Genomic DNA, 22961 nt, shown 5'->3' with positions numbered 1-22961 from the left:
CGGTGCGGCCCGCGCCTGAACCGCCAGATTAATATTTCACGCGGATGCTGGCAAAAAGCGTGCGGCCCGGTTCGGGGAAGCCATCGGTCAGCGTGTAATAGTCATCGAACAGGTTGCGCCCGCCCACGCCAATGTCGACATTATCCGTCAGCGCATAGTCGATCCGCAGGCTTGCGTTTACATAAGCGCCGGTTCGATAATAGCGCACGGGATCGCTGGAGGGCGTGGCGGTGAAGAGCGTCCAGCGTTTCGACGCCAGATCGACGCTGGGCACGATATGCAACTGCTCCACCGGCGACCAGGCGAGCCAGGCGAAGCCCTTATGTGTCGGCACGCCCGTCAACTCGAAGGCGTCCTGTCCGGCATAATGCAGGCGCCGCTTGGTCAGCGTATAATTGAAGCCAGCGTCCAGCCCCGGCATCAGCGTCGCCGAAAGGGAAATTTCCCCCCCATAATAATGGCCTTTGCCGACATTTTGACTCTGGCTCATGTAGCGCTGGTCACAACCCGGGGTGGGAACGGTCGGCGGCGCGGTCGATGCGGTGCAGGGATAGGCCAGGATCGGCACGGACTGGATGATCGCATTGTCGATCCAGCTATAGAATAGCGCGCCTTCCAGCTTGACGGAGCCGTTCAGCCATGTGCCGCCGATTTCGGCATTATTGGCGCGTTCCGCCTTCAGGTCGGGGTTGGGAATGGCCTGATTGAAGCGCTGGCTGAACCGCTCGAAGATGGTCGGGAAACGTGCCCGCGACGACAGGCTGGCGTGCAGGGAGAGGGCTTCACTGGCCTGCCAGTCGAGTCGGCCTTGTAGGTTCCAAGTATCCGCATCCCGGCGTGGATAGTTGTAAAGTGTGGCAGGCGTGCCCGACGTGCCGAGCGGAGAACCATATTCTTCCGCCCGCTTGAGATCGCGCCAGTCGAAGCTTCCGCCCAGAGTGAAGGAGAGGGTGGGCGTTAGCTTCAGCTCATTTTCCAGCGCGGCGGAAAAGACATTTTCCGTCTGCGTCTGTTCCGGCTCCGTGCTGGGCACGCCGGTCATGGAGAAACTGGTCTGCGCTTCCACATGCTTGTCGTGGCGGTAATGGAAAGCGATCCGTAGCGTGTCGGCATCCGACGCCTGGAAGTCGAGCTGAGCGGAACCGCCCCAGGCGCGGTCACGATAGGGGCTGTCAAAGGCATAGGGACGGCTCTGCGTATCTTGATTGCGGTCGTTGAAGGATCGCAATATCGAAGCGAAGCTATTGTAATAGGCGCGTGTCTTCAGCGTAGCGCGGTCACCCAGCGCCGTGGTCGACAGGAAATAGACACTTTCGATATCCCATGATGGCCATGTCCAGAAGCGAGGCGTCGATACCGTGTCGCTGACGTGCAAGGGAGCTTCCTTCGCGCCTTCCTGCCGGGTGTAGCTGATCGCATATTCGTCGGTTTCGTTTGGCGTGAAACCGACCTTGGCATTCACCCGCCAATCCCGCGTGCGCGAAAAATCGCGTTCGCCGCCGTCCTCCAGCGTTGGGACGGTCGCACGGAAATCATTGGGCAAGTCCCAGTGGTCTGTGAAGCTGCGCGCATAGCTGGCCTGTGCATACCAGCGATCCTGCTTCGTTCCGATCATGGCGGAGGTGGAATAGCCTGCATAATCGCCGTCATTATCGAGATTGATCGTGCCGCGCACGTCGATGTCGAGTTCTTTGGTTGGCTTGCGCGTGACGAGGTTGATCGCACCGCCCATCGCTCCCGGTCCGTCTAGGACGGAGGCATAGCCCTTAGCTACCTGAACTTCCGCAATATCGGTTGTCAGGAAGCGCCCATAGTCCAGCCGGTTGTCGGCGGGCAGGTAAACGCGGATGCCGTCGATCGACAGCGGCACCTGAAACCGATCGAATCCGCGCACGAAGACGAGGCGTTCATTGCGCGTGCCGCCGCTATTGCCCGACGCCACGCCGGGCATGAGATTCACTGCATCATCCAGCGCGCCGCGGTTGAAGGTATAGATCGCGTCCGCGGACAATGTGTTGGCATCAATGCCCACGCCGTCCAGACGCTGCGCGGTCACTATGATCTGTCCCAGTGAAAAGCGGTCGGATTGCGCGACGGATGGCGTTCCGTCCGTCTGGGCCTGTGCCATCGGGATGAGAGAAATACCCGCCAACAGCGTGGCGGCAAGAATGATACGCATGGAACCCCCTTTTATGGTCTTTCGACTCACTATATTTCGTCATATATAGCTTTGTTTCGGGGAGGGAAGTTTCTTGGCAAATGCATTTTCTTTTCGGTGTGGGATGGCTCTTTGCGCCATGCTGATGCCTTGGCCCGCTTCTGCCGCGATGGAAGAACCGGTGGCCTGTTCGGCGCCTGCGGAACTGGCTCAGCCATTCCTCTCCTGGCGCGATCCGATCGCTTTGCAGGCCGCTTCCACCCGCAAGGGCACGGCCAAAGCCAATTTGAGCGCTGGGCAGGCGGCTGCCCTTACGCTGTTGCCGACACCTGAAGTCGCTTATGTTCTGCGACCCGAAAAGCCGGGTGGATCGGTCAGCTTTGGTGGTTTGGCGCGTTTCGTCGTGCCGACTGCTGCGGTCTGGCGCGTGGCACTTGGTTCGGGCGCGTGGGTGGATGTGGTCAAGGACGGAAAGGCGCAGCCGTCCGTCGCCCACGGACATGGCCCGCAGTGCAGCGGCATCCGCAAGATGGTGGACTATGAGTTGCAGCCGGGGAGCTATACGCTGCAAATCTCCGCCAATGGCGAAGATCGATTGACTGTTCTGGTGACGCCGCTCCAGTGAGAAGCTGGCTACTGGCGCTTTCCTTGCTGCTATTGACCGCAGGAGGAAGGGCATGGGATTGGGGATTGCCGGCCGACGTTCCTCCGCCAATCGTGCCAATCAACAGTGCCATGAGCATGGCGAAGGTCGAACTTGGCCGCCGTCTGTTTTACGATGCCGATCTTTCAGTGAACGGCACGCTATCCTGCGCGGGATGTCATGAGCAAAAGCGGGGCTTTGCGGACGGCAATACCATGCGGCCCGGTGTGCATGGCGATCCAGGGCGCCGGAATGTCCCCGGGCTCGCCAATGTCGCCTGGCGGAGGCGATTGACCGCTGCCGATCCATCGCTGACGACGCTTGAGGCCCAGATGCTGGTGCCGTTGCTCGGTGACAATCCGGTGGAACTGGGCATGCGCGGGAAAGAGGCCGAATTGTTCCGCCGTTTGGGCAATGATGCTTGTTATCGCCGCATGTTTGCTCGTGCTTTTCCCGAAGTGAAGGGGCATATAAGTCTTGACACCATATCCCATGCCATAGCCGCGTTTGAAAGGACGATGATCGCTCTGAACAGCCCGTTTGATCGCCATGGGCGGGGTGAGATTGGCGCGATCTCCACCGAAGCGCGCAGGGGTGCTGCTTTGTTTGCCGCGCGGGGATGTGTTGCCTGCCATGCGGGGCGGGACTTCATCGATGACGATTATCATCGTCTGGAAAAGAATATTGGCAAGGATCGCGGCCTGGTCGAGAAGACAGGAAGGCCGGAGGATGGAGATCGATTTCGGACGCCCTCCCTGCGAAATGTCGCCGTCACCGGTCCATGGTGGCATGACGGATCAGCACCGACATTGGAAGATGCGATCCGGCGCCATGCCATGGGATTGGCTCAAGATGAAATGGCGCCTTTGCGTGCGTTTCTGGAGAGCCTGACCGATCGGACCTTTCTGACCGATCCGCGGCTCGCGATGCCTGATCGTGCGTGCGGGCGTAAATTATGAGGCTGGTTGAGGATGGGAGGGTGATAAGGGCGCGTCCCTCAGCAAATTTTCAAGATGGCTGAAATGCCCGTCCGCTGTGGCCGAAATAGCGGCTTTTTCCATCGCGCGGTAATCGGTCAGTATCTGCCGACCAGTTGATGTCAGCCGAGCCCCGCGTTCCTTGCCGCCGCCTGCTACCGTCTCGACCAGTCGCTCGCGCCAGCAACGGTTCATCGCGTCAACCAGAAGCCATGTCCGACGGTAGCTCATGCCCATGGATCGACCCGCGGCAGAAATGGAACCCAATGCGTCAATGGCTTCCAACAGGTCGGCTTTCCCCGGACCCATGGCAATTTCATCGCCACAGAATATCTGAACCTTGAGCTTGAGAAAGTCGGCGCGCATATCCTCTTATAACCCTTTCCAAGCCTTCGTTAAGTCGTCGCGGTTCTGTCGATTAGATTGCCGCCTGCTTCTCTCATAATCCTTAAATCAGCCCTGCTGGCAGACTTATGCTACATTTCACCATCTCGGCATGCAGGCCAATGTCAGGGCCATTGATTATTCGGACTGTGCGGCTAATCGCTCGGAATGTAAGACGGCGGCGGTGCAGATGGCGCTTTTCATACGGTCTGTCGTACTGGCAGGAGAATTGTGCCGAGCATAACCGCTTCAGTTGCCGGATCGTGCCTTCGCAGGCCGCCGAATAGGAACGGGACATGGATGACGAAAATGCGGTATCCGCCGCCGACCGCTGGATATATAGCCCGCGCCATCTTGCAGCGATGAGGGAGGCGCAGGCGACCGCGATGACCGAAGATCGTATCCGAATCTTCCGGGGCCTGACGCCGCGCCAGTATATCGTAAAGCTCGCCACAGAGATGTCTCCGGCGGCCGTTGTCAACCCGATCGCTACGCGTCGCACATGACTCCGGGGCGGGGCGATGTCGCCAATCAGATGTTTCAGCGGCTGACCCCTCAAGGCGAGAGAGGCTGCGTTATGCGCGATTTGGCCGAAGAAGTGCCGGTGGCGCTGGAGTTCAACGGAGTCGGCTATGCGGTGCTGATGGCGACGCCGACCGATATTACCGATCTGCTGGTGGGTTTCGCGCTGTCGGAGCGGTTGATGGGAGCGGGCGATCCGGCGTTCGATGTGGATGTGCATGCGACGGAAGAAGGCATCATCGCGCGCGCGACATTGCCGCCCGAACGTACCGATGATCTGCTGGACCGGGTGCGTCATCGTGCGACAGATTCTTCCTGTGGTCTGTGCGGGGTCGAAAATATAGAGCAGGCGATGCGCCCACTGCCGCTGGTCATGGCGCGAAGCCGCGCTGATGACGCAGCCATTTTTCGTGCTTTGGAGGCGTTGCAGGTGCATCAGCCGCTCAATGCGCGGACAGGCGCGGTCCATGCTGCGGCATGGGTTGGACAGGATGGCACGATCCGACTGGTGCGGGAGGATGTCGGACGGCACAACGCCTTCGATAAGCTGATCGGCGCAATGCGAAGGGCAGGGGCGGATTGGGATGGCGGCTTTGCGTTGCTGTCGTCGCGCTGTTCCTATGAACTGGTGGAAAAGGCGGTGCTGAGCGATTGTCCGTTGCTGGTGACGATCTCCGCGCCCACAGCCTTGGCCCTGCATCGCGCGCGCGAGGCGGGGCTGGATCTGCGCGTGATTGCGCGGCCTGACGCGATGCTGGTCCCCACATGAAGGGCGGAGTTTTGGGCGTCGTGCTGGCAGGTGGGCTTTCGAGTCGGTTTGGGACGGACAAGGCAGAAGCGCTCTATCGCGGGCGTTCGCTGCTCGACTGGTCAATGGGCAATCTCGCGGACTTTGTGGACAGTGTGATGATTTCCGGGCGAATGCATCCTGTCTATGGCGGCGTGGAGGACAGGCCCCAGGCTGGTCTGGGGCCGCTGGGCGGGCTGGCTGGGGCGATGGCAGTTGCGCGGGAACGGGGATTTGCCCATGTCCTGTCCATGCCCTGCGATACGCCTGACATGCCGCGCGCTCTGCTGGTGGAACTATGTGCAAAGGAGCGGGCCGCTTACGCGACGGGTTGCCCGGTGATCGGGCTGTGGCCGAGCGTGCTGGCGGGTGAACTGGAGGAATATCTGCTGCGGACGGGTAACCGTTCTGTCCGGCACTGGGCTGAGAGCATCGGCGCCTGCCCGGTGGGAATTGGGCTGACTATAGCGAATGTCAATTATACAGGAGATCTGGAACGATTGACTAAGGCTAAGCCGCGATAGCCTGGTCGTCTTTCAGTGCGTATCGCCTGGAGAGCCAACGCGCCTCTCTCGCTGATCTGTGGTCAGGCTAAAATATTTGGCGAAGGCTATGAGCAGGATTGCCAGAACGGCTTAGGTCACTGAATTAAGGAAAAGTCCTATGATCAGGCGTTTGATCTCAGGTTATGGAAATGATGAATTACAGTGTGTTTACTGGTGACCCCTACGGGAATCGAACCCGTGTTTCAGCCGTGAGAGGGCCGCGTCCTGACCGCTAGACGAAGGGGCCGTGATCGCATGTTGGCGATCAGCAGGCGGTCGCAATTAGGGGCGCTCATCATCCCCGTCAAGCGAAACTGAGGCAATTCCGTCCCGCATATAAAAAACCACCCCATGCGATTCGCACGGGGTGGCCAGGTTCAGGGAGGAGACGCCTCCAAAGGGGGAGGCGCCCATACGGCGCACCCGAAAGGGGGGCAGGTGGCCGTATGCTCCGAAGATAGGGGACGTTGACTTTCCTTTCAAGAGGAATGCAACGTCCCTGTGTTCAATTATTTATGAGCTTACCGAGCCGCAGGTTTCACGCTTCCGCAGACTGGGGCGCAACGATGCCGGCGATCGGCCCCTTGCCCTGCTGAACCTGCGCTTCGAAGATCTCGCGCATCAGTTGCAGCGAGAAAAGATGAGCGTGGATCAGAGGAAGCATCCCACTTTGGTTGATCTTGCGAAGTTGATCCCCGCGCATGTCGCGCAGCTTTTCCTCATTCACCATGCGGAAGCCGCGATAGATAAAGGGCTGTTCGCTGCCGGGAACCTGAATGGCGACCTCACCATCCATGAGAAGGTCCATTTCCTGCAATTCACGAACGAACTGGCCGGTGCGCGCGGCGGCCTGTTCGAAATCTTCGCAGAATTTCAGCACGCCCTGGGTTAACTCCGTAGGCTTGCCGTCCTCGAATAGCGGTTGGCCTTCCTCGAACGCGCCCAGTACTTCGCTGGTGGGATCGAAGCAGAGCGAAAGTTCGTCGCTGTCCGGGCGCAGCTTGGCGAGCATCCAGGGATAGCGGCGGACATAGGCCGGAACATAGGCGGGCCCACGCAGCTTGCCTTCTTCGTCGAGGAAGATGTTGACCCCTTCGTTAAGGCCCATCAGCGCGAGCGGAACCGAATCATCGCCCGCCGAAAAGATGATGGGGAGGAAACGCTGGGCGGCGACGAATTCGTCGACGGTCAGTGGAACAGCATGCTGGCTTTTCAGGAATGGCGCAGTGTCGAGCGGACGATTACGATAATCGGCATGATCCGCGCTGCTGAGCGGAAGAAGGTCATTGTAGAAAATGGGAAGGCCGGTCGGTGCACTTGCCATGATATGCGTTCCATTCCTTCAAAGGCGGTGGTTTGAAAGGTGCCGCCGGGCTGCAAGATTGGCCGAAGGCAGTAGAGCCCTTGGCGTTGTGAGGCAATTGCTTTGTGGATGCTCGGCCTTCAGCTTTCATCAGGGCGCGGAATGAGCTTGCCGGGGTTCATAATGCCTTTCGGATCGAACGCCGCCTTGATGGCGCGCAACGCCGCGATCCGGGCGGGGGAGGCAAGGCGCCCGAGTTCGGCGCGCTTCATCTGGCCGATGCCATGTTCGGCCGAAATCGATCCGCCTGTGGCGACCACGGCATCATGGACGAAGGCGTTGATGGCCTGCCCCTGCATTGCGATCCATGCCGCGCCGTCCTTGGTCCCCTGGGGAGCGCGCACATGGAAATGCACATTACCGTCACCCAGATGGCCGAAGGAAGACGCCGTCGTACCGGGAAACTCGCGTTCTACGGCAGTCGCAGCCTCCACCATGAAGGCGGGCATATGCGAAACAGGAACGCTGATGTCATATTGCAGCGCGGGCCCTTGAGCCCTTTCCGCCTCGGAGATGGATTCGCGGATGCGCCAGAAAGCTTCCGCTTGCGCCTCGTTGGCGGCGATGGCGGCATCCACGGCGATGCCTTCCTCAAAGGCATCGGTCAACGCCCGTTCCAGCCGTTCCGCAGGGCCGGGCTCGCTTAGGTCTGCATGATCGACTTCGATCAGCACATGCCAGGGCGTTCGGGTGCCGATGGGGCAGCGCGTGCCGGGAATATGGGAGAGGACATGGCCAAGGCCATCGTCGGCGATGATCTCGAATCCTTCCACGCTTTCGCCCAGATGCCCTTCCACAAGGCGTAGAAGCGCGAGCGCATCGGCGGGGGACCGAACGCCGACCCAGCCCACGGCCCGTAAGGCAATCGCGGGAACCAGGCGGAGGGAAGCTGCGGTCACAATCCCCAGCGTCCCCTCCGCGCCGATCAGCAATTGCTTGATGTCATAGCCGCGATTGTCTTTTTTCAGGGCTTCGAGGCCATCGAAAATGCTGCCGTCGGGCAAGACTGCCTCGATGCCCTCCACAAGCGCGCGCATCGTTCCATGGCGTAGGACCTGCGTGCCGCCTGCATTCGTGGAAATGAGGCCACCAATCGTTGCCGAACCCTTGGCCCCCAGGCTGAGTGGAAAGCGACGACCGACCGCTTCGGCTGCTTCATGCAAGTTGGAAAGGATAACGCCTGCCTCGCAAATCACCAGATTATCGTCGGGCGACAGATTGCGGATGCGGTTCATGCGGCGCAGGGAAAGGATAAGGGCGCTGCCGTCCGCAGGCGGCGTGGCTCCGCCCACCATGGATGTATTACCGCCCTGCGGCACAAGCGGAACGCCTAATTCCGACGCCAGGGCAACAGCCGCGGCAACCTGTTGAGTGGAAGCGGGGGCAAGGATCGCTGCCGCCGCGCCATGATAACGGCCGCGCCAGTCGGTCAGCCAGGGAGCGATATCGTCCTTCTCTGTGACAACGCCTTTCAGTCCCAGTAAGGATGTGAAGCGATCAATGATGCTTTGTCCTGTCATGGAACTGTCCTATGCCCCGGAGTTCATTGATTGTTCAACCAGTGACCGATAGCATGGCTTTCCCAAAAAGGGGTTCGGCTTGTTTCATTCCATCCTGCTGTTGCTGCTCGCGCCGACCGAGGTGCCGACGCAATGGGCACAGTTAACCATCGAGCGCCGCGTTATCATCCGCGTGCCGATGGCGCGCAAAGGACGGGCGCCGGTACGAATCGCGCCTGAACTGAAGGATGCCTGGCGGGAGAAGAAGGGCCCTCGCTGTATCGCGCTTCGTTCTATACGATCCGCAAGCATCGTGGTTGCCAATGGGGTTGATCTGATCCTGGCGGATGATCATCGCTATCGCGCGCGGCTGGAACGAGGGTGCAATGCCACAGGTTTTTATTCCGGTTTCTATGTCGAGCCGGATGGGGATGGCTCCTTGTGTTCCGGTCGGGATGAATTGCAAGCGCGCAGTGGCCTCAGTTGCGGGATAGACAGCTTCAAGCGGCTGATCGCGCAGGACCCGGCTGATTGAGCAGACTGGTAGAGGCGAGGCTGCGAACGGCCCGTGCATAAGCGATTTTCTTGACAAGACGCCAATATTTACGCAAGGCGCGCGCGGTCTGTGCTGCATTGTCGCGGCACTGCATTTCCTGCATCGGACTTCTTGAATGACTTTTGCCGATCTCGGCCTTTCCGACGAATTGCTCAAGGCCGTTGCCGAGTCTGGTTACGACACGCCTACACCGATTCAGGCGCAAGCCATTCCGCCTGTCCTTATGATGAAGGACATTATCGGCATAGCCCAGACAGGCACCGGCAAGACAGCAAGCTTCGTGCTGCCGATGATCGACATTCTGGCACATGGCCGCGCCCGGGCGTTGATGCCGCGTAGCCTGATCCTGGAGCCGACGCGCGAACTGGCGGCGCAGGTGGCGGAGAATTTTGAGAAATACGGGAAGTATCACAAGCTCTCCATGGCGCTGCTGATCGGCGGCGTGCAGATGGGCGATCAGGTCAAGGCGCTGGAAAAGGGCGTCGACGTGCTGATTGCGACGCCGGGCCGCCTGATGGATTTGTTTCAGCGCGGCAAGATTCTGCTCAATGGCTGTTCGATGCTGGTCATCGATGAGGCTGACCGGATGCTCGATATGGGCTTTATTCCCGATATTGAGGAAATATGCACGAAGCTCCCGGCTCAGCGGCAGACGCTGCTCTTTTCCGCGACGATGCCCGCGCCGATCAAAAAGCTGGCCGATCGTTTCCTGTCCAATCCCAAGTCGATTGAGGTTGCGCGGCCTGCGACCGCCGGCACCAATATTACGCAGCGCTTGGTGAAGGTGGATTCGCGCAAGAAGCGAGATGTGTTGCGTAACATGCTGCTCGCGGAGGATGTCACGAGCGCGGTCATCTTCTGTAACCGCAAGACGACCGTGCGGGATCTCAACAAGAGCCTCCAGCGGCACGGCTTTCGTTCCGGCGAGATCCATGGCGACATCGACCAGTCGGCCCGCATCGCCGAACTGGAGCGATTCCGCACTGGAGACGTGAATATCTTGGTCGCTTCCGACGTCGCGGCCCGTGGGCTGGATATCAAAGGCGTCAGCCATGTCTTCAATTTCGACGCACCGTGGCATCCCGACGATTATGTGCATCGCATCGGTCGCACGGGACGCGCGGGGGCAAAGGGCGTCGCCTATACTTTCGTGACGTCCGAGGATGCGGAGGCGATCGACAATATCCAGAAGCTGATCGGCCAGAAGATCGAGACGATCGGAGCGCCTGTCGTTGAAGCCGAAAAGGAAGATCGGCGAGAGGAAAAGCCCCGAAAGAAGGATCGACCGGTCAGCGACAGGAAATCCGTTCAACGCGCAGAACCGAAGCCTGCACCTGCGCCTGCACGCCCGCGGCGGCATGAAGCGGTGGACGAAGGGCCAGACGAAGGATGGAACGGGCCTGTTCCACAGTTCCTGTCGGTGGGCTTCAATCTCTGATTTTCTGATGGAAAGGCTGTCGGTGGGCAGCCTTCCTTACAGCAATCCCTTGGCCCGCATGCTGCTGTGCCCATGTAATCCGATAATGATGTGGTCATGAACCGATATGTTGAGCCGCTTGCCGGCTTCGACGATCTGCCGCGTAACTTCTATATCTTGCCGGCTGGGTTCGGGCGATCCGCTGGGGTGATTGTGGACCAATATCAGGGCGGCTGAACCGAGATCGATGGCGCGACGGATCACTTCGCGGGTATAGATGGCGGCCTGATCGATGGAGCCATCGCCCATATGTTCGTCGCGGATCAGCATGTTACGGCTGTTCAGATGCAATACGCGCACGCGCTCCACGCCCAGATAGGCCATATCCGCCCTCAGATAGTCTAGCAGGGCCTGCCAACTGGCCAGAACGGGCCTTTCCGCTACTTCATTGCGAAGCATACGCAGCAGGGTCGCATGCACGATCTTGATGGCGGCGATGCTTGTGTCGCCCATGCCGGGCACGCGCGCGATGGCTTGCCAATCCGCCGCCATCAACCCACCTATTCCGTTAAATTCCCGCAGCAATGCTTTGGCTAGCGGCTTGGTGTCGCGGCGGGGGATCGCAAGGGCGAGCAGATATTCGATCAGTTCATGGTCGTGGAGTGCGTCGCCGCCGCTATTTGCCAATTTCTGACGCAGCCGGGCGCGATGTCCCGCGCCATCATGGCTGACCTTGCCTTCAATATCCGCCAACTTCGCCCCCATATATGCGCCGGGACGCTATGCGTTGCGGATTTTCCGGGCAAGGATATTTAGTTTGTCTGGGACGTTATGCAGGCGTCACGGATAGAAAGAGCTGTTCGAGAGCCGGGGTTGACCAGACGGATGGAAGAAGATGACGGCGAAATGAAGGTTCGCCGAGGCTGGTTGCGCTGGCTGGGCGTAGGCGTGGGATCGCTTGCGCTGGTGCTGGCCGCGCTGTGGACGCAACGCGCGCCGATTGCTGAGAATTTCATCAGCCGGGAACTGAATCGGCGCGGTGTTCAGGCGCGCTATGATCTGGTGCGTGTCGGCCTGCGTACCCAGCGGATCGAAAATATTGTATTGGGCGATCCGGTCGATCCCGATTTCACCGCGCAATGGCTGGAGGTCGACATCGCCTTTGCTGGTGTGACGCCGCAATTGGCGGCTGTGCGGGCCGGAGGCGTGAGGATGCGCGCAGCGCTGCACGGCGGCGCGCTCAATCTTGGTGAACTCGATAAATTCCGCGATCCCGCGTCTACCGAACCGTTCAGCCTGCCGGACATAATATTGTCCCTGACAGACGCGCGGGTCCGGTTCGACACCGATGCGGGGTCGGTGGGGATGCGGATCGACGGGAAAGGCAATCTCCAATCCGGTTTCCACGGCAAGCTTGCCGCTGTCATGCCTCGTGCGCGGTTATCCGATTGTGGCCTTGCTGGCGGTTCGGCATGGCTCGATATCAGCGTGAATGCGGGACGCCCACGTCTGTCGGGGCCGCTGCGGGGCGAGGCATTGGCGTGTCGGGGCGCGGCCACGGCCATGGCTCATCCGGTAGCCAATCTCGATGTTTCGCTTGGCAAGGCGCTGGATCGGTGGAGCGGGACGGCGCGGATCAATGGAGAAGCGCTTAAATCCAATGGAGTAGTGCTGGCTGCTCCGTCGGCCCGGATTACTTTCGATGGAACGGCCAAAAACACTGGCGGCCGCGCCAGTATCGCCGCGCGCGCCTTTTCCGCGGGTGCCGCGCAGGCCGAACGGGTGTCGCTCGACGGAGTGTGGAATGCAGGCGCGCGCGGGGCGGATTTTCAGGGCGAAGTTTCGGCGCGGAATATTCACGCCTCTGCGCGCGATCCCCTGGCCGCCATGCGCGAATCGACGGCCAGTTCGCCTGTGGGGCCTCTTGTCCGGCGTCTGGCCGATGCGTTGCAGCATGCCGGCAAGGACAATCTTCTCCACGCACGGACGGCGATCGTCCAGCGCGATAGCGGAGGTAGTCTGGTCCTGAACGACACCCATTTCGCCGCGCGGAGCGGCGCGCGCATCGATTTGTCCCAGGATGGGCGCTTCACGCTTGCTTGGCCAGGTGGGCAGGGGGCTGGCGTGGATTGGGCGTTGGACGGAGCGGTAACGACCGAGGGCGGCGGCTTGCCACGAGCGGCATTGCGGCTCGCAAAACGGTCCAGCGGCGGCTTTGGCGGACAATTATTTGTCGACCCTTATACGGCGGACGGCGCGACATTGGCATTGGAGCCGGTTCGGTTCGCGGCTGGACCGGAGGGACAGACGCGATTTTCGACGGTCGTGCGACTCGACGGACCTTTGCCGGATGGCGGGATAAAAGGTCTGTCTGCTCCTGTGGAAGGCATTTTGGCATCAAATGGCGCGCTTGCCATCAACGCCCGTTGCGTACCGCTGTCTCTGATAGAGGCGCGCTATGGAGGATTCGCGCTTGGCCGGACACGGCAAACGCTCTGCCCCCTGCCGGGCGGCCCCATGCTGTCCGTTGGTGCACATGGCGTTGGTGGTGGCATGTCGGTCCGTAATGTCGCGCTTGATGGGCGCAGCGGTGCCAGTCCCATGCATCTCAAAGCGGATGAAGCGCGGTTCGTGCTGGGTAAGACCGGCTTTCAACTCGCCAATGTCGCCTTTGCAGTGGGGCCGCAGGATGCACCGGTTCGGCTTGACGCGGTGAAGCTGGACGGACGCATGGATGGACGGGGTTTTGCCGGCGGGGTCGAGGATGCAGGGGGACGGATCGGCGCTGTTCCGCTCATTGTCGAAAATGGTCGTGGCGAATGGCGTTTCGCGGACGGAGCCCTGACTTTGAAAGCGGCCTTGTCCGTGCGGGATGCGGAGCAGCAGCCGCGGTTCAATTCCCTGGATGTGCCGGACTTCATCCTGACGCTGAAGGAGGGGCGTATTGCCGCGACAGGCGATTTGCGCGCGCCCCGCAATGGCGCCTTGGTCGCGCGGGCAGACATTGTCCATGATCTTAACAACGCAAAGGGCAGGGCGGTTCTTTCCGTTCCCGGCATAGTTTTCGATTCCCGGCTTCAACCTGACGATCTGACCGGTCTGGCGCTGGGGGTGGTTGCAAACGTGTCGGCCACAGTGACCGGCGAAGGGCATATTCGATGGAGTGATTCGGCTGTGACCAGCGACGGTCTGTTCCGTACGGACAATGCTGAACTCGCAGCCGCCTTTGGTCCCGTGCAGGGTTTGTCTGGGGAATTGCGGTTTACGGACCTTTTGGGACTGGTGAGCGCGCCGGGGCAGGAAGTGCGGATCAAGTCCGTCAATCCCGGTGTCGAAGTGCATGACGGCGTGGTGCGTTATCGGCTGGAACCCAACCAGCACGTTCATATCGAGGGAGGGGAATGGCCCTTCGCCGGTGGACGGCTGGTGCTGTTACCCACCACCATGGATTTCAGCGCGAATGTCGATCGCTATATGACCTTTCGTGTTTTGGGTCTGGATGCAGGCGCATTCATTCAGGCAATGGAACTGGAGAATGTATCGGCTACGGGGACTTTCGATGGAATCATGCCGCTTATCTTCAACGCGAACGGTGGGCGCGTGGTGGGAGGGGTGCTCGTCGCTCGGCAGGAAGGTATGCCGGAATTGATGATGCCGGAGGGCGTGTTGCCTACTATTCCCTGCGATCCCACACGCCAATCCGGCGTGCTGTCCTATGTGGGACCGGTTTCAAACGAGCAACTCGGGACAATGGGCAAGATGGCCTTCGACGCGCTCAAGAACCTGCAATATAAATGCCTGACCATATTGATGGATGGCGCGCTGGATGGCGAAATGGTGACGAACGTGGTTTTCAATGGCGTCAATCGCGGGAAATTGGGTGATGCTCCGAGCGGGATTGCCCGGAGTTTCATCGGCTTGCCTTTCATCTTCAACGTGCGGATTGCCGCGCCCTTCCGGGGATTGATGGGCACGGCCCAGTCGCTCGCCAATCCCAACAGCTTGATCCAGAACAGTATCGGCGAGGAAGTGCAGCAGAAGATGCGTGAAGGGGTTGCGGTTCAGCCTGCGTCAAGCGACACTGTGCCAGACAGGGAGCGTAAATGAGAAAAGCGACGATCATAACGGCGAGTATCGCCAGCCTGGCCTTGGGGGGCTGCATTCAGGTGAAGGCACCCGACAAGCCTATCGAGATCAATCTCAATGTGAAGATTCAGCAGGAAGTTGTGGTGAAACTGCAACGCGACGCGCAGGATCTCATTCAGAATAATCCGGAGTTGTTCCCGCAATGACACGCATGATTGCAATGATCGCCGCCGGGGCCGTAGTCGCATTGGCGACGGGCCTTGCCATGAATATGCCTGCCCGCGCGCAGTCCGGCGCTGTCGCCTCGGCGATCACGGCGGGAACGGTCGGCGAGCAGGCCGATGGTTATCTAGGCATCGCCGGTTCGGTGAGCGCCGATGTCCGGGCCGAGGTCGAATCGATCAATATCAAGCGCCGTGCGGCTTATACCGACTTAGCCGGGAAGCGTGGCGTCACGGTGCAGGATGTGGCGGCCGCTACCGGCTGCCAGACGCTCAGCAGCCGGGTGAAGCCGGGGCAGGCCTATCGCATCGGCGGTGGTGCGTGGCAAACCAAGGGTGCAGGTGCTATCGCGCTGCCGTCCTATTGCGCCACGGCAAATTGATTCCGCCCTATACCGCGCGATATTTCCTTGCGCGGCATGGGGAACGACATCTCCTTCCCATGCACGGTTGACTATCCCGAAACGCCTTTCTAAACGGGCCGCGCCTTGACGGGTGCAGTCGCACGCTTCATTGCCTCATTCATGAGTTCGGTCTGAACGAAGGGAGAGGCCATGGCTGCGGATACACCTGGGCAGGACCCGGCGGGGGAGGACGCGCGGATCACTTCGTTGGAGGAGCGGATCGCGCGGGCTGAACATGCCGAAAAGGTCAGACAGGGGACAGTTGAACAGCGGCCTGATGATGGGTCTCGGCTGGGCAATAGGGTTCTCGCAGAGCTGATTGGGGGTCTTGTCGGCGGCGCATTGATCGGTTGGGTTCTCGACTGGCTGTTCAATACGTCCCCATGGCTCCTGCTCGTGTTTCTCGGTCTTGGGATCGTGGTGGCGTTCAGGAATATCATCAGATTGACGACGACGAAGCGTTCCGATCAATAAAGGGACGCTTTTGTCTTAGTTTGAAGGCAAGGTACGCAGGGGTCAAAGTGGCAGAATCCGGCAAAATCGATCCGATGCACCAGTTTGCAATCGAACCGCTGTTCGGGACCGATCACCTGTCTATTGGCGGTTTCAACATCGCCTTCACCAACAGCGCGCTCTATATGGTGGCCGCTGCTGTGGTGCTGTGGATTTTCGTCATCGGCGGCATGAAGCGTGAACTGGTTCCCGGCCGCTGGCAGATGGCGGTCGAATATATGACCGGCTTCATCAAGAGCCTGTTGGTCGCCAATGTGGGCGAGGGCGGCAAGAAGTATATTCCCTATGTCTTCTCGCTGTTCATGTTCATCCTGCTGGCGAACCTGCTCGGCCTGCTGCCTCTGGGCCTGCTCGGCCTGCACCCCTTTACCTTCACCAGCCATTTCACCGCGACCGGCGTGCTGGCGATCCTCAGCTTCTCGATCGTCCTGATCGTCGGCTTCTGGAAGCATGGCCTGCACTTCTTCTCGCTGTTCGTGCCACACGGCACGCCGCTGCCGATGATCCCGGTCATCTTCCCGATTGAACTAGTTTCCTTCATGGTTCGCCCGTTCAGCCTGGGGCTGCGACTGTTCGTCGCGATGACGGCGGGTCACGTTCTGCTGAAGGTTCTGGCGGGGTTCGTAATCAACAGCTCGAACGCGGGGATCGGCTACGGCCTGACCGTTGGGTCGGCGAGCTTCGTGCTGATGATCGGCATCAGTGCGCTGGAAGTGCTGGTGGCGGTCATCCAAGCCTATGTGTTCGCGCTGTTGACCTCGGTCTACATCAACGACGCTGAGAATCTGCACTGATTTTTCGGAATTTGTTCAACGCTTAAAAGAGTTTAGAAAAGGAGTTTACAACATGGACGCAGAAGCCGCGAAGCTGCTCGGTGCTGGTTTGGCCGCTATCGGTGCGGGCCTTGCCTCGCTCGGTGTGGGCAATGTTTTCGCCTCGTTCCTCGAAGGCGCGCTACGCAATCCCGGCGCCGCTGACGGTCAGCAGGGCCGCCTGTTCATCGGTTTCGCTGCAGCCGAACTTTTGGGTCTGCTGGCGTTCGTTATCGCCATGATCCTGGTGTTCGTGGCCTGACAACCGCTTGGGATGCGGGCGGAGAGGCCAATGTAGCCATCTTCGCCCGCGCCTTGAATTGACCGCGCCTGATCGGACGGATTCGAAATGCCTCAAATCGCGCAAATCGCCGAAACCTATTCATCCCAGATATTCTGGCTGCTGTTGACGTTCGGCTTTGTCTTCTTCGTTATCGGCCTTGGCATGGTTCCAAAGGTGCAGGGCACGGCGGATGCGCGTGACGTGAAGATCTCCGGCGACCTGGACGCTGCAAAGGCCGCTTTTGCCCGTGCTGACGAAGCAGAGGCAGATTATCGCATCCGCGATGCTGAAAGCCGCGCTGCTGCTCAGGCCGTGCTGGCAAAGGCCAAAGCGGAAGCCGCCAGGGATTCCGAACGGAAGCTGGCCGCCGCCGATGCTGAAGTCGCAAATCTCATCAGCACCGCGGAGGCTCGCATCCAGGCTGCATCCCATGCAGCCATGGAACAGATTGAAACCGTTGCCGCCGACGCGGCGCGTGACATGGTGGCTCGCATTTCCGGCGTCGATGCGTCGGAAGATGCGGCCCGTAACGCAGTAAAGGCAGCACTGGCCCATGGCTGAGGCAGCAGTACAGCATAGCGAAACAACGCCTGATTTGGGTGACGCTATTCATTCTGAGGGAATGGAGCCGGTCGGCACCGTCGCACATGAAGGCGTCGCGCCTCATACCGATCCCAAGGCAGTCGGCATGGATGCGACGGCTTGGGTCAGTCTGGCGATGCTGGTCTTCATCGTGCTTCTTCTGGTGAAGAAGGTACCGAGCCTTATTGGCGGCGCTCTCGATGGCCGTATTGCACAAATCAAGGCGCAGCTTGAGGAAGCATCCAAACTCCGTGCGGAAGCGGAGGTGTTGAAGGCGGAATATGAAGCGAAGCTGGCCTCGGCGGCTGGTGAAGCCGAAGCCATGCGCAAATCTGCGGAACATGAGGCTGAAACGCTTCTGGAAGATGCGAAGGTCAGCGCCGCTGCGCTGGTCGTGCGTCGTCAGAAAATGGCAGAGGACAAGATCGGCGCGGCCGAACGCTCTGCCATTGCAGCTATTCGTTTCAAGGCAGTGAATGCCGCCACAAGTGCTGCGGTGACGCTCATTGCCCAAGGCCATGATGCGAAGGCCGATAAGACGCTGGTCGATGGTGCCATCAAGGATCTTGGCCCCGTAGCCTGATCGGGCATATTCGGGACGAAAGGAAAGGGCTGGCGCTGGTCGTGCCGGCCCTTTCCGTTTCATGGGTCTGCCTCGTTATCGTGGGATGACACCATTGCGATCTGTGCTGCTCTCGCTATCTCAGCACTATGTCGCATCCTCAATCTCCCGACCGTTTTCACGAAGACAAAGCGACCTTTACAGTCAAGGGCAGCCAGCCCGATATTGACGCCGGCGTGGAAGCGATCCGCAATACGTTAAAGACCTTGCCTGCAAGGCCCGGCGTTTATCGGATGCAGGATGCGAGGGGAGACGTGCTGTATGTCGGCAAGGCGCGAGGGTTAAAGAATCGCGTCGCCAATTATACGCAAGTTGATCGGCTGCCCCGGCGGCTGCAGCGTATGGTCGCGCAGACCCGGTCGATGACGATCGTCACGACCAACAGCGAAGCGGAGGCATTGCTGCTGGAAGCGCAACTCATCAAACGCTTCCGGCCGCCCTATAATGTGCTGCTGCGCGACGATAAGAGTTTTCCTTTCATCCTGTTGCGAGAGGACCATACCTTTCCGCGTGTGCAGAAGCATCGTGGCGCGCGGAAATATAAGGGGCGTTATTATGGGCCTTTCGCCAGTGCCGGGTCGGTGACGCGGACGATCAATGCCTTGCAAAAGCTCTTCTTGCTGCGGTCTTGCAGCGACAGTTTCTTCGCCAATCGATCGCGGCCATGTCTGCTATATCAAATCCGCCGTTGTTCCGCGCCCTGCGTCGGGCGGATCGATGAAACGGACTATGTTGAACTGGTGCGGGACGCGCAGGACTTTCTAGGCGGCAAATCGACGGCCGTGCAGCGTAAGCTGGGCGCGGCGATGCAGGTGGCGTCGGAAGCACTGGACTTCGAGCAGGCGGCCGTGCTGCGGGATCGGCTGAAGGCGTTGACCTTCATCCAGGGAAGTCAGGCGATCAACGCCGAAGGATTGGGCGATGCCGACATCTTCGCACTGGCGACGAAGGGCGGGGCGATGTGCATCCAGGCTTTTTTCATTCGCGGCGGACAGAATTGGGGACATCGCAGCTTCTTCCCCGTCCACACGGCTGAGGTGGCGGAGGATGAGGTGCTGGCGAGCTTCATGGCGCAGTTTTATGAGGAGGTGCCGCCGCCGAAATTGGTCCTTACGGATCGTGCTCCGGCGGAGTGTGAACTGATAGCGCAGGCGCTGTCGGAACGGATCGGCGCTAAGGTGCGGATCGAAGTGCCGCAGCGGGGATCGCGAACCCGCCTGATCGAGCAGGCGCAACGCAACGCGACAGAGGCGTTGGACCGACGGCTGGCGGAGACGACGACGCAGGCCAAGATATTGGACGAGATGGCTGACGCCTTTGGGTTGGACGGGGCGCCGGACCGGATCGAGATCTACGACAACAGCCATATTCAGGGCAGTCATGCATTGGGCGCGATGGTGGTTGCGGGGCCGGAAGGGTTCCGTAAAAATGCCTATCGCAAGTTCAACATCAAGAATCCCGATACGGCGCCCGGGGATGATTTTGCGATGATGCGGGAGGTGTTCGAGCGGCGCTTTGGCCGGGCGCAGCGGGAAGACCCGGATCGCGACGGCGGCGAATGGCCGGACCTTGTGCTGATCGACGGGGGCAAGGGGCAGTTGTCGGCGGCGCAGGCGATGCTGGAGGAAATGGGCATCGAGGATGTCTGCATGATCGGCATCGCCAAGGGGCCGCATCATGGCCGGGAAGGGCGGGAGGTGTTTCATCTGCCGGATGGGCGGGAGGTGACCTTTCCGCTCAACCATCCGGTGCTGTTCTATCTTCAGCGATTACGGGATGAGGCGCACCGCTTCGCGATCGGGGCGCACCGGCAGAAACGGAGCAAGGCGATTACCACCAGTTCGCTGGATGATGTGCCGGGGATCGGTCCGGCGCGGAAGAAGGCGTTGTTGATGCACTTTGGCACGGCGCGGGCGGTGAAGGATGCGGCGCTGGAGGATTTGCAGCGCGCGCCGGGGGTTTCGAAAGTGGTGGCGCGGCTGGTTTATGACTATTTCCATGAATGAGATGGAGAAGTGAACGCGTTTTGACGATGGCCTGTAGGACCATGGGATTCCTACAGGCGGCGGCCGATTTTCATGTCGCCGGGCCGGGAAAATGGGCTTTCAGAAAATCGAGCAGGACGCGGGCGCGCGGGGGCAGGCGCTTGTGCGCGGGATGCACGGCGAAAATGTCGAGCGGGGCGATGTGGCTGGCGGGTAGCACCGCGGTCAGGCGTCCGGCGGCGATGTCGCCGGCCACGCGGATGGCGGGGAGGAGAGCGATGCCAAGGCCGCTGAGGGTGGCGCGATGGACCGCTTCGCTGCCGTCGCTGCGGAAGGCGCCGCCCACGATCCGTTCGTGGCCGTCGATGGTCCAGCGCGCGGGCGTGTCGCCATAGGCATAGGCGATGCACTGATGCGCGGCGAGATCTTCGGCCGAGCGCGGCGCGCCGTGCCGGGCGAGATAAGCGGGATGGGCGACGAGCAGACGCGGCAGGCTGCCCAAAGGATGCGCGACCAGCAGGTCGCTGGCGATGGGACCGACGCGCAGGGCGAGATCAAGACGATCCTCCACCATGTCGCGCTGCCAGTCGGTCATGGCAAGGTCGATGCGGAGGGCGGGGTGACGCCGCATCAGTTCGCCCAGCCTTTCGACATAATGCAGGCCGAGCGCGGTGGTGACGCCGATCCGCACCATGCCGCGCGGCTGATCGCGCGCGGGGCCGAAATCCTCCTCCGCCCCTTCGAGCGCGTCGAGCATGGCGCGGGCGTGGGGCAGCAGGCGGTCGGCATCGGGCGTCGGGATCAGGCGGCGCGTGGTGCGATGGAAGAGGATGGCGCCGAAATGCGATTCCACCTGATCCAGGCGGCGCGCGATTGTGGTATGGCTGGCGTGCATTTCCTGCGCGACGCGGGAAAAGCTGGGCCGCTCGCAAAGACGGACGAATGTTCGGATGGAGAGCAGGAGGTCTGACATATGTGCATATTACGCACATATATTGTGCGATAAATCCCTATTGTCCGCGCCGGTGAAAAGGCGGACGGAAGGCGCAAGAAAAGCGGGTCAACATCAAGGAGAGGATGTTCATGTCGTCGGATCGCATCGCCCATGCCGGCCTCGCCGCCAAGCGGCGCAGCGCGGAGGAAGCCGCCGCCCTGATCGGCAACGGCATGACCGTGGGCATGAGCGGCTTTACCGGATCAGGCTATCCCAAGGCAGTGCCGCTGGCGCTGGCGGACCGGATCAATGCGGCGCATGAGGCGGGCGATCCTTTCCGGGTGAAGGTGTGGACGGGCGCGTCCACCGGGCCGGAACTGGACGGCGCGCTGGCCAAGGCGGACGGGATCGAGTTCCGCCTGCCCTATAATAGCGACCCCATTGCCCGCGAGCGGATCAACCGGGGCGAGATGCAATATTTCGACATGCATCTGAGCCAGGTGGCGCCGATGGCGTGGCAGGGATTCCTGGGCGATCTGGACATCGCCGTGGTCGAGGTGACGGGCATCACGGCGGACGGCGCGCTGATCCCTTCGGCGTCGGTCGGCAATAACAAGACATGGCTGGACCGGGCGAAAGGCGTCATATTGGAGGTCAATCGCTGGCAGAATCCCGCGTTGGAGGGGATGCACGACATTTATTACGGCACGGCGCTGCCGCCGCATCGCGTGCCGATCCCGCTGGTCCACGCCGACGACCGGATCGGGGAACCGCATTTCCGCTGCGATCCCGACAAGGTGCTGGCGGTGGTGGAAACGGATTCCCCGGACCGCAATGCCCCCTTCTCTCCGCCCGATGCGAAGGCCCATGCGATCGCCGGGCATTTGCTGGAATTTCTGGGGCATGAGGTGAAGATGGGGCGATTGCCCGCATCGCTGCTGCCGCTGCAATCGGGGGTCGGCAATATCGCCAATGCGGTGCTGACCGGCCTGATCGACGCGCCGTTCGAAAATATGGTCGCCTATACCGAAGTGATACAGGACGGGATGCTCGACCTGCTGGAAGCGGGCAAGTTGCGTATGGCGAGCGCGACGGCGTTTTCGCTCAGCCCCGAAGCGGCGGCGCGGTTGAATGGCGACATGGCCCGTTATCGCGGCAAGATGATCCTGCGCCCGCAGGAGATCAGCAATCATCCCGAACTGATCCGGCGGCTGGGCTGCATCGCGATGAATGGCCTGATCGAGGCGGACATTTACGGCAACGTCAATTCCACGCATCTGATGGGATCGCGCATCCAGAACGGCATTGGCGGATCAGGCGATTTTGCGCGCAATGCCTTCATTTCGGTGTTCATGACCCCATCAACGGCCAAGGGCGGCGCGATTTCGGCCGTCGTGCCGCATTGCAGCCATGTCGATCACATCAACCAGGATGTGCAGGTGATCGTAACGGAGCAGGGGCTGGCGGACCTGCGCGGCCTTGCCCCGCGCCAGCGGGCGGAACTTGTCATCGGGAAATGCGCGCATCCCGATTATCGCGACATGCTGAAGGACTATTTCGCGCGGGCGATGCAGGGTTCCTATGGCTTGCAGTCGCCGATGCTGCCGGGCGAGGCGCTGGCATGGCATCAACGCTATATGGATAGCGGAAGCATGAAGGCGTAAGGGA

The 22961-nt window shown here is 60.6% G+C and carries 23 protein-coding genes and 1 tRNA gene; 17 read left to right on the top strand and 7 right to left on the bottom strand.

The annotated features are described in order from the left end of the window. Positions 1 to 28: 28 nt before the first annotated feature. On the bottom strand, positions 29 to 2179 hold the full coding sequence (locus tag LDB26_RS10025) for a TonB-dependent receptor (protein ID WP_257538282.1): 2151 nt from the start codon (positions 2177 to 2179) through the stop codon (positions 29 to 31). Between the two features lie 118 nt (positions 2180 to 2297). Here LDB26_RS10025 and LDB26_RS10020 point away from each other — a divergent pair, with 118 nt between their 5' ends. Then, positions 2298 to 2783, top strand: coding sequence for a hypothetical protein (locus LDB26_RS10020; protein ID WP_257538281.1), 486 nt, complete (start codon positions 2298 to 2300; stop codon positions 2781 to 2783). A 110-nt stretch (positions 2784 to 2893) separates the two neighbouring features. Further along, on the top strand, positions 2894 to 3760 hold the full coding sequence (locus LDB26_RS10015; RefSeq protein WP_257538280.1) for a cytochrome-c peroxidase: 867 nt from the start codon (positions 2894 to 2896) through the stop codon (positions 3758 to 3760). On the opposite strand, the gene LDB26_RS10010 is transcribed toward LDB26_RS10015, so the two are convergent. After that, positions 3755 to 4144, bottom strand: a complete 390-nt coding sequence (locus LDB26_RS10010; RefSeq protein ID WP_257538279.1) for a winged helix-turn-helix domain-containing protein — start codon at positions 4142 to 4144, stop codon at positions 3755 to 3757. The genes LDB26_RS10015 and LDB26_RS10010 overlap by 6 nt on opposite strands. A gap of 314 nt (positions 4145 to 4458) precedes the next feature. On the opposite strand from LDB26_RS10010, the gene LDB26_RS10005 reads away from it, so the two are divergent. Genes LDB26_RS10005 through LDB26_RS09995 form a run of 3 tightly spaced genes read left to right on the top strand, consistent with a single transcriptional unit; the run spans position 4459 to position 5995 of the window. Further along, positions 4459 to 4668, top strand: a complete 210-nt coding sequence (locus LDB26_RS10005) for a hypothetical protein (protein ID WP_062066115.1) — start codon at positions 4459 to 4461, stop codon at positions 4666 to 4668. Between the two features lie 29 nt (positions 4669 to 4697). Continuing rightward, positions 4698 to 5453, top strand: coding sequence for a formate dehydrogenase accessory sulfurtransferase FdhD (gene fdhD, locus LDB26_RS10000; RefSeq protein WP_156415362.1), 756 nt, complete (start codon positions 4698 to 4700; stop codon positions 5451 to 5453). Beyond that, positions 5450 to 5995: a molybdenum cofactor guanylyltransferase gene (locus LDB26_RS09995; RefSeq protein WP_062066111.1), complete on the top strand. Its 546-nt coding sequence runs from the start codon at positions 5450 to 5452 to the stop codon at positions 5993 to 5995. Before fdhD ends, LDB26_RS09995 begins: the two co-directional genes overlap by 4 nt. 193 nt (positions 5996 to 6188) lie before the next feature. On the opposite strand, the gene LDB26_RS09990 is transcribed toward LDB26_RS09995, so the two are convergent. From LDB26_RS09990 to LDB26_RS09980, 3 genes are all read right to left on the bottom strand, one after another. Beyond that, a tRNA-Glu gene (locus LDB26_RS09990) sits at positions 6189 to 6263 on the bottom strand. Positions 6264 to 6554: 291 nt separating this feature from the next. Next, a complete protein-coding gene (locus LDB26_RS09985) occupies positions 6555 to 7340 on the bottom strand; it encodes a SapC family protein (RefSeq protein ID WP_062066020.1) in 786 nt (261 codons plus the stop codon). Between the two features lie 119 nt (positions 7341 to 7459). Continuing rightward, entirely contained in the window at positions 7460 to 8899 is a 1440-nt protein-coding gene (locus tag LDB26_RS09980; RefSeq protein WP_257538278.1) for an FAD-binding oxidoreductase, read from the bottom strand. A gap of 79 nt (positions 8900 to 8978) precedes the next feature. Between LDB26_RS09980 and LDB26_RS09975 the strand changes: the two genes are divergently transcribed. Together LDB26_RS09975 and LDB26_RS09970 are read left to right on the top strand one after the other, a co-directional pair. Then, the gene (locus LDB26_RS09975; RefSeq protein ID WP_062066014.1) at positions 8979 to 9413 is read left to right on the top strand and encodes a hypothetical protein; all 435 of its coding nucleotides are present in this window, start codon (positions 8979 to 8981) and stop codon (positions 9411 to 9413) included. 136 nt (positions 9414 to 9549) lie between these two features. Beyond that, positions 9550 to 10872: a DEAD/DEAH box helicase gene (locus LDB26_RS09970; protein ID WP_062066010.1), complete on the top strand. Its 1323-nt coding sequence runs from the start codon at positions 9550 to 9552 to the stop codon at positions 10870 to 10872. Positions 10873 to 10908: 36 nt separating this feature from the next. On the opposite strand, the gene radC is transcribed toward LDB26_RS09970, so the two are convergent. Then, positions 10909 to 11604, bottom strand: a complete 696-nt coding sequence (gene radC / locus LDB26_RS09965) for a DNA repair protein RadC (RefSeq protein ID WP_257538277.1) — start codon at positions 11602 to 11604, stop codon at positions 10909 to 10911. Between the two features lie 132 nt (positions 11605 to 11736). Between radC and LDB26_RS09960 the strand changes: the two genes are divergently transcribed. The 9 genes from LDB26_RS09960 (at position 11737) to uvrC (ending at position 20380) form a co-directional block, all read left to right on the top strand. Then, the gene (locus tag LDB26_RS09960; protein WP_257538276.1) at positions 11737 to 14958 is read left to right on the top strand and encodes a YdbH domain-containing protein; all 3222 of its coding nucleotides are present in this window, start codon (positions 11737 to 11739) and stop codon (positions 14956 to 14958) included. Further along, on the top strand, positions 14955 to 15143 hold the full coding sequence (locus LDB26_RS09955) for a YnbE family lipoprotein (RefSeq protein WP_062066004.1): 189 nt from the start codon (positions 14955 to 14957) through the stop codon (positions 15141 to 15143). Before LDB26_RS09960 ends, LDB26_RS09955 begins: the two co-directional genes overlap by 4 nt. Further along, positions 15140 to 15541 (top strand): YdbL family protein, encoded by a 402-nt coding sequence (locus LDB26_RS09950; protein WP_062066001.1) that lies wholly within the window; start codon positions 15140 to 15142, stop codon positions 15539 to 15541. Before LDB26_RS09955 ends, LDB26_RS09950 begins: the two co-directional genes overlap by 4 nt. A 171-nt stretch (positions 15542 to 15712) precedes the next feature. Then, positions 15713 to 16036 carry an AtpZ/AtpI family protein gene (locus LDB26_RS09945; protein ID WP_062065998.1) on the top strand — a complete coding sequence of 108 codons (324 nt, stop codon included), beginning with the start codon at positions 15713 to 15715 and terminating at the stop codon, positions 16034 to 16036. Between the two features lie 47 nt (positions 16037 to 16083). Beyond that, complete coding sequence (locus LDB26_RS09940) at positions 16084 to 16869, top strand: F0F1 ATP synthase subunit A (RefSeq protein WP_062065997.1); 786 nt, start codon at positions 16084 to 16086, stop codon at positions 16867 to 16869. A 52-nt stretch (positions 16870 to 16921) separates the two neighbouring features. Beyond that, entirely contained in the window at positions 16922 to 17149 is a 228-nt protein-coding gene (locus LDB26_RS09935) for a F0F1 ATP synthase subunit C (protein ID WP_021240110.1), read from the top strand. 87 nt (positions 17150 to 17236) lie between these two features. Then, positions 17237 to 17731 (top strand): ATPase, encoded by a 495-nt coding sequence (locus LDB26_RS09930; RefSeq protein ID WP_062065994.1) that lies wholly within the window; start codon positions 17237 to 17239, stop codon positions 17729 to 17731. Next, positions 17724 to 18335 carry a F0F1 ATP synthase subunit B gene (locus LDB26_RS09925; RefSeq protein ID WP_373886099.1) on the top strand — a complete coding sequence of 204 codons (612 nt, stop codon included), beginning with the start codon at positions 17724 to 17726 and terminating at the stop codon, positions 18333 to 18335. Before LDB26_RS09930 ends, LDB26_RS09925 begins: the two co-directional genes overlap by 8 nt. 128 nt (positions 18336 to 18463) lie before the next feature. Beyond that, the gene (gene uvrC / locus LDB26_RS09920; RefSeq protein ID WP_257538275.1) at positions 18464 to 20380 is read left to right on the top strand and encodes an excinuclease ABC subunit UvrC; all 1917 of its coding nucleotides are present in this window, start codon (positions 18464 to 18466) and stop codon (positions 20378 to 20380) included. Positions 20381 to 20450: 70 nt separating this feature from the next. Here uvrC and LDB26_RS09915 read toward each other — a convergent pair whose 3' ends face one another. Next, the gene (locus LDB26_RS09915) at positions 20451 to 21332 is read right to left on the bottom strand and encodes a LysR family transcriptional regulator (RefSeq protein WP_257538274.1); all 882 of its coding nucleotides are present in this window, start codon (positions 21330 to 21332) and stop codon (positions 20451 to 20453) included. 110 nt (positions 21333 to 21442) lie between these two features. Between LDB26_RS09915 and LDB26_RS09910 the strand changes: the two genes are divergently transcribed. Further along, a complete protein-coding gene (locus LDB26_RS09910) occupies positions 21443 to 22957 on the top strand; it encodes an acetyl-CoA hydrolase/transferase family protein (protein WP_257538273.1) in 1515 nt (504 codons plus the stop codon). Positions 22958 to 22961 lie beyond the last annotated feature (4 nt).

The sequence above is a fragment of the Sphingobium sp. CFD-1 genome, from assembly GCF_024611115.1.
GTDB classification, from domain to species: domain Bacteria; phylum Pseudomonadota; class Alphaproteobacteria; order Sphingomonadales; family Sphingomonadaceae; genus Sphingobium; species Sphingobium baderi_A.
Note: the sequence above shows the minus strand (reverse complement) of the source record. Positions and strands in the feature narration are given on the sequence as shown.

Excerpts from the sequence above, each read along its gene's own strand:
- uvrC (WP_257538275.1), top strand. The coding sequence starts at position 18,464 with ATGTCGCATCCTCAATCTCCCGACCGTTTTCACGAAGACAAAGCGACC.
- LDB26_RS09945 (WP_062065998.1), top strand. The coding sequence starts at position 15,713 with ATGGCTGCGGATACACCTGGGCAGGACCCGGCGGGGGAGGACGCGCGG.
- LDB26_RS09915 (WP_257538274.1), bottom strand. The coding sequence starts at position 21,332 with ATGTCAGACCTCCTGCTCTCCATCCGAACATTCGTCCGTCTTTGCGAG.
- LDB26_RS09910 (WP_257538273.1), top strand. The coding sequence starts at position 21,443 with ATGTCGTCGGATCGCATCGCCCATGCCGGCCTCGCCGCCAAGCGGCGC.
- LDB26_RS09995 (WP_062066111.1), top strand. The coding sequence starts at position 5,450 with ATGAAGGGCGGAGTTTTGGGCGTCGTGCTGGCAGGTGGGCTTTCGAGT.
- LDB26_RS10005 (WP_062066115.1), top strand. The coding sequence starts at position 4,459 with ATGGATGACGAAAATGCGGTATCCGCCGCCGACCGCTGGATATATAGC.
- LDB26_RS10025 (WP_257538282.1), bottom strand. The coding sequence starts at position 2,179 with ATGCGTATCATTCTTGCCGCCACGCTGTTGGCGGGTATTTCTCTCATC.
- LDB26_RS10010 (WP_257538279.1), bottom strand. The coding sequence starts at position 4,144 with ATGCGCGCCGACTTTCTCAAGCTCAAGGTTCAGATATTCTGTGGCGAT.
- LDB26_RS09925 (WP_373886099.1), top strand. The coding sequence starts at position 17,724 with ATGGCTGAGGCAGCAGTACAGCATAGCGAAACAACGCCTGATTTGGGT.
- LDB26_RS10020 (WP_257538281.1), top strand. The coding sequence starts at position 2,298 with ATGCTGATGCCTTGGCCCGCTTCTGCCGCGATGGAAGAACCGGTGGCC.
- LDB26_RS09930 (WP_062065994.1), top strand. The coding sequence starts at position 17,237 with ATGCCTCAAATCGCGCAAATCGCCGAAACCTATTCATCCCAGATATTC.
- LDB26_RS09985 (WP_062066020.1), bottom strand. The coding sequence starts at position 7,340 with ATGGCAAGTGCACCGACCGGCCTTCCCATTTTCTACAATGACCTTCTT.
- LDB26_RS09950 (WP_062066001.1), top strand. The coding sequence starts at position 15,140 with ATGACACGCATGATTGCAATGATCGCCGCCGGGGCCGTAGTCGCATTG.
- LDB26_RS10015 (WP_257538280.1), top strand. The coding sequence starts at position 2,894 with ATGAGCATGGCGAAGGTCGAACTTGGCCGCCGTCTGTTTTACGATGCC.
- LDB26_RS09935 (WP_021240110.1), top strand. The coding sequence starts at position 16,922 with ATGGACGCAGAAGCCGCGAAGCTGCTCGGTGCTGGTTTGGCCGCTATC.
- LDB26_RS09955 (WP_062066004.1), top strand. The coding sequence starts at position 14,955 with ATGAGAAAAGCGACGATCATAACGGCGAGTATCGCCAGCCTGGCCTTG.
- LDB26_RS09980 (WP_257538278.1), bottom strand. The coding sequence starts at position 8,899 with ATGACAGGACAAAGCATCATTGATCGCTTCACATCCTTACTGGGACTG.
- fdhD (WP_156415362.1), top strand. The coding sequence starts at position 4,698 with ATGTTTCAGCGGCTGACCCCTCAAGGCGAGAGAGGCTGCGTTATGCGC.
- LDB26_RS09960 (WP_257538276.1), top strand. The coding sequence starts at position 11,737 with ATGGAAGAAGATGACGGCGAAATGAAGGTTCGCCGAGGCTGGTTGCGC.
- LDB26_RS09970 (WP_062066010.1), top strand. The coding sequence starts at position 9,550 with ATGACTTTTGCCGATCTCGGCCTTTCCGACGAATTGCTCAAGGCCGTT.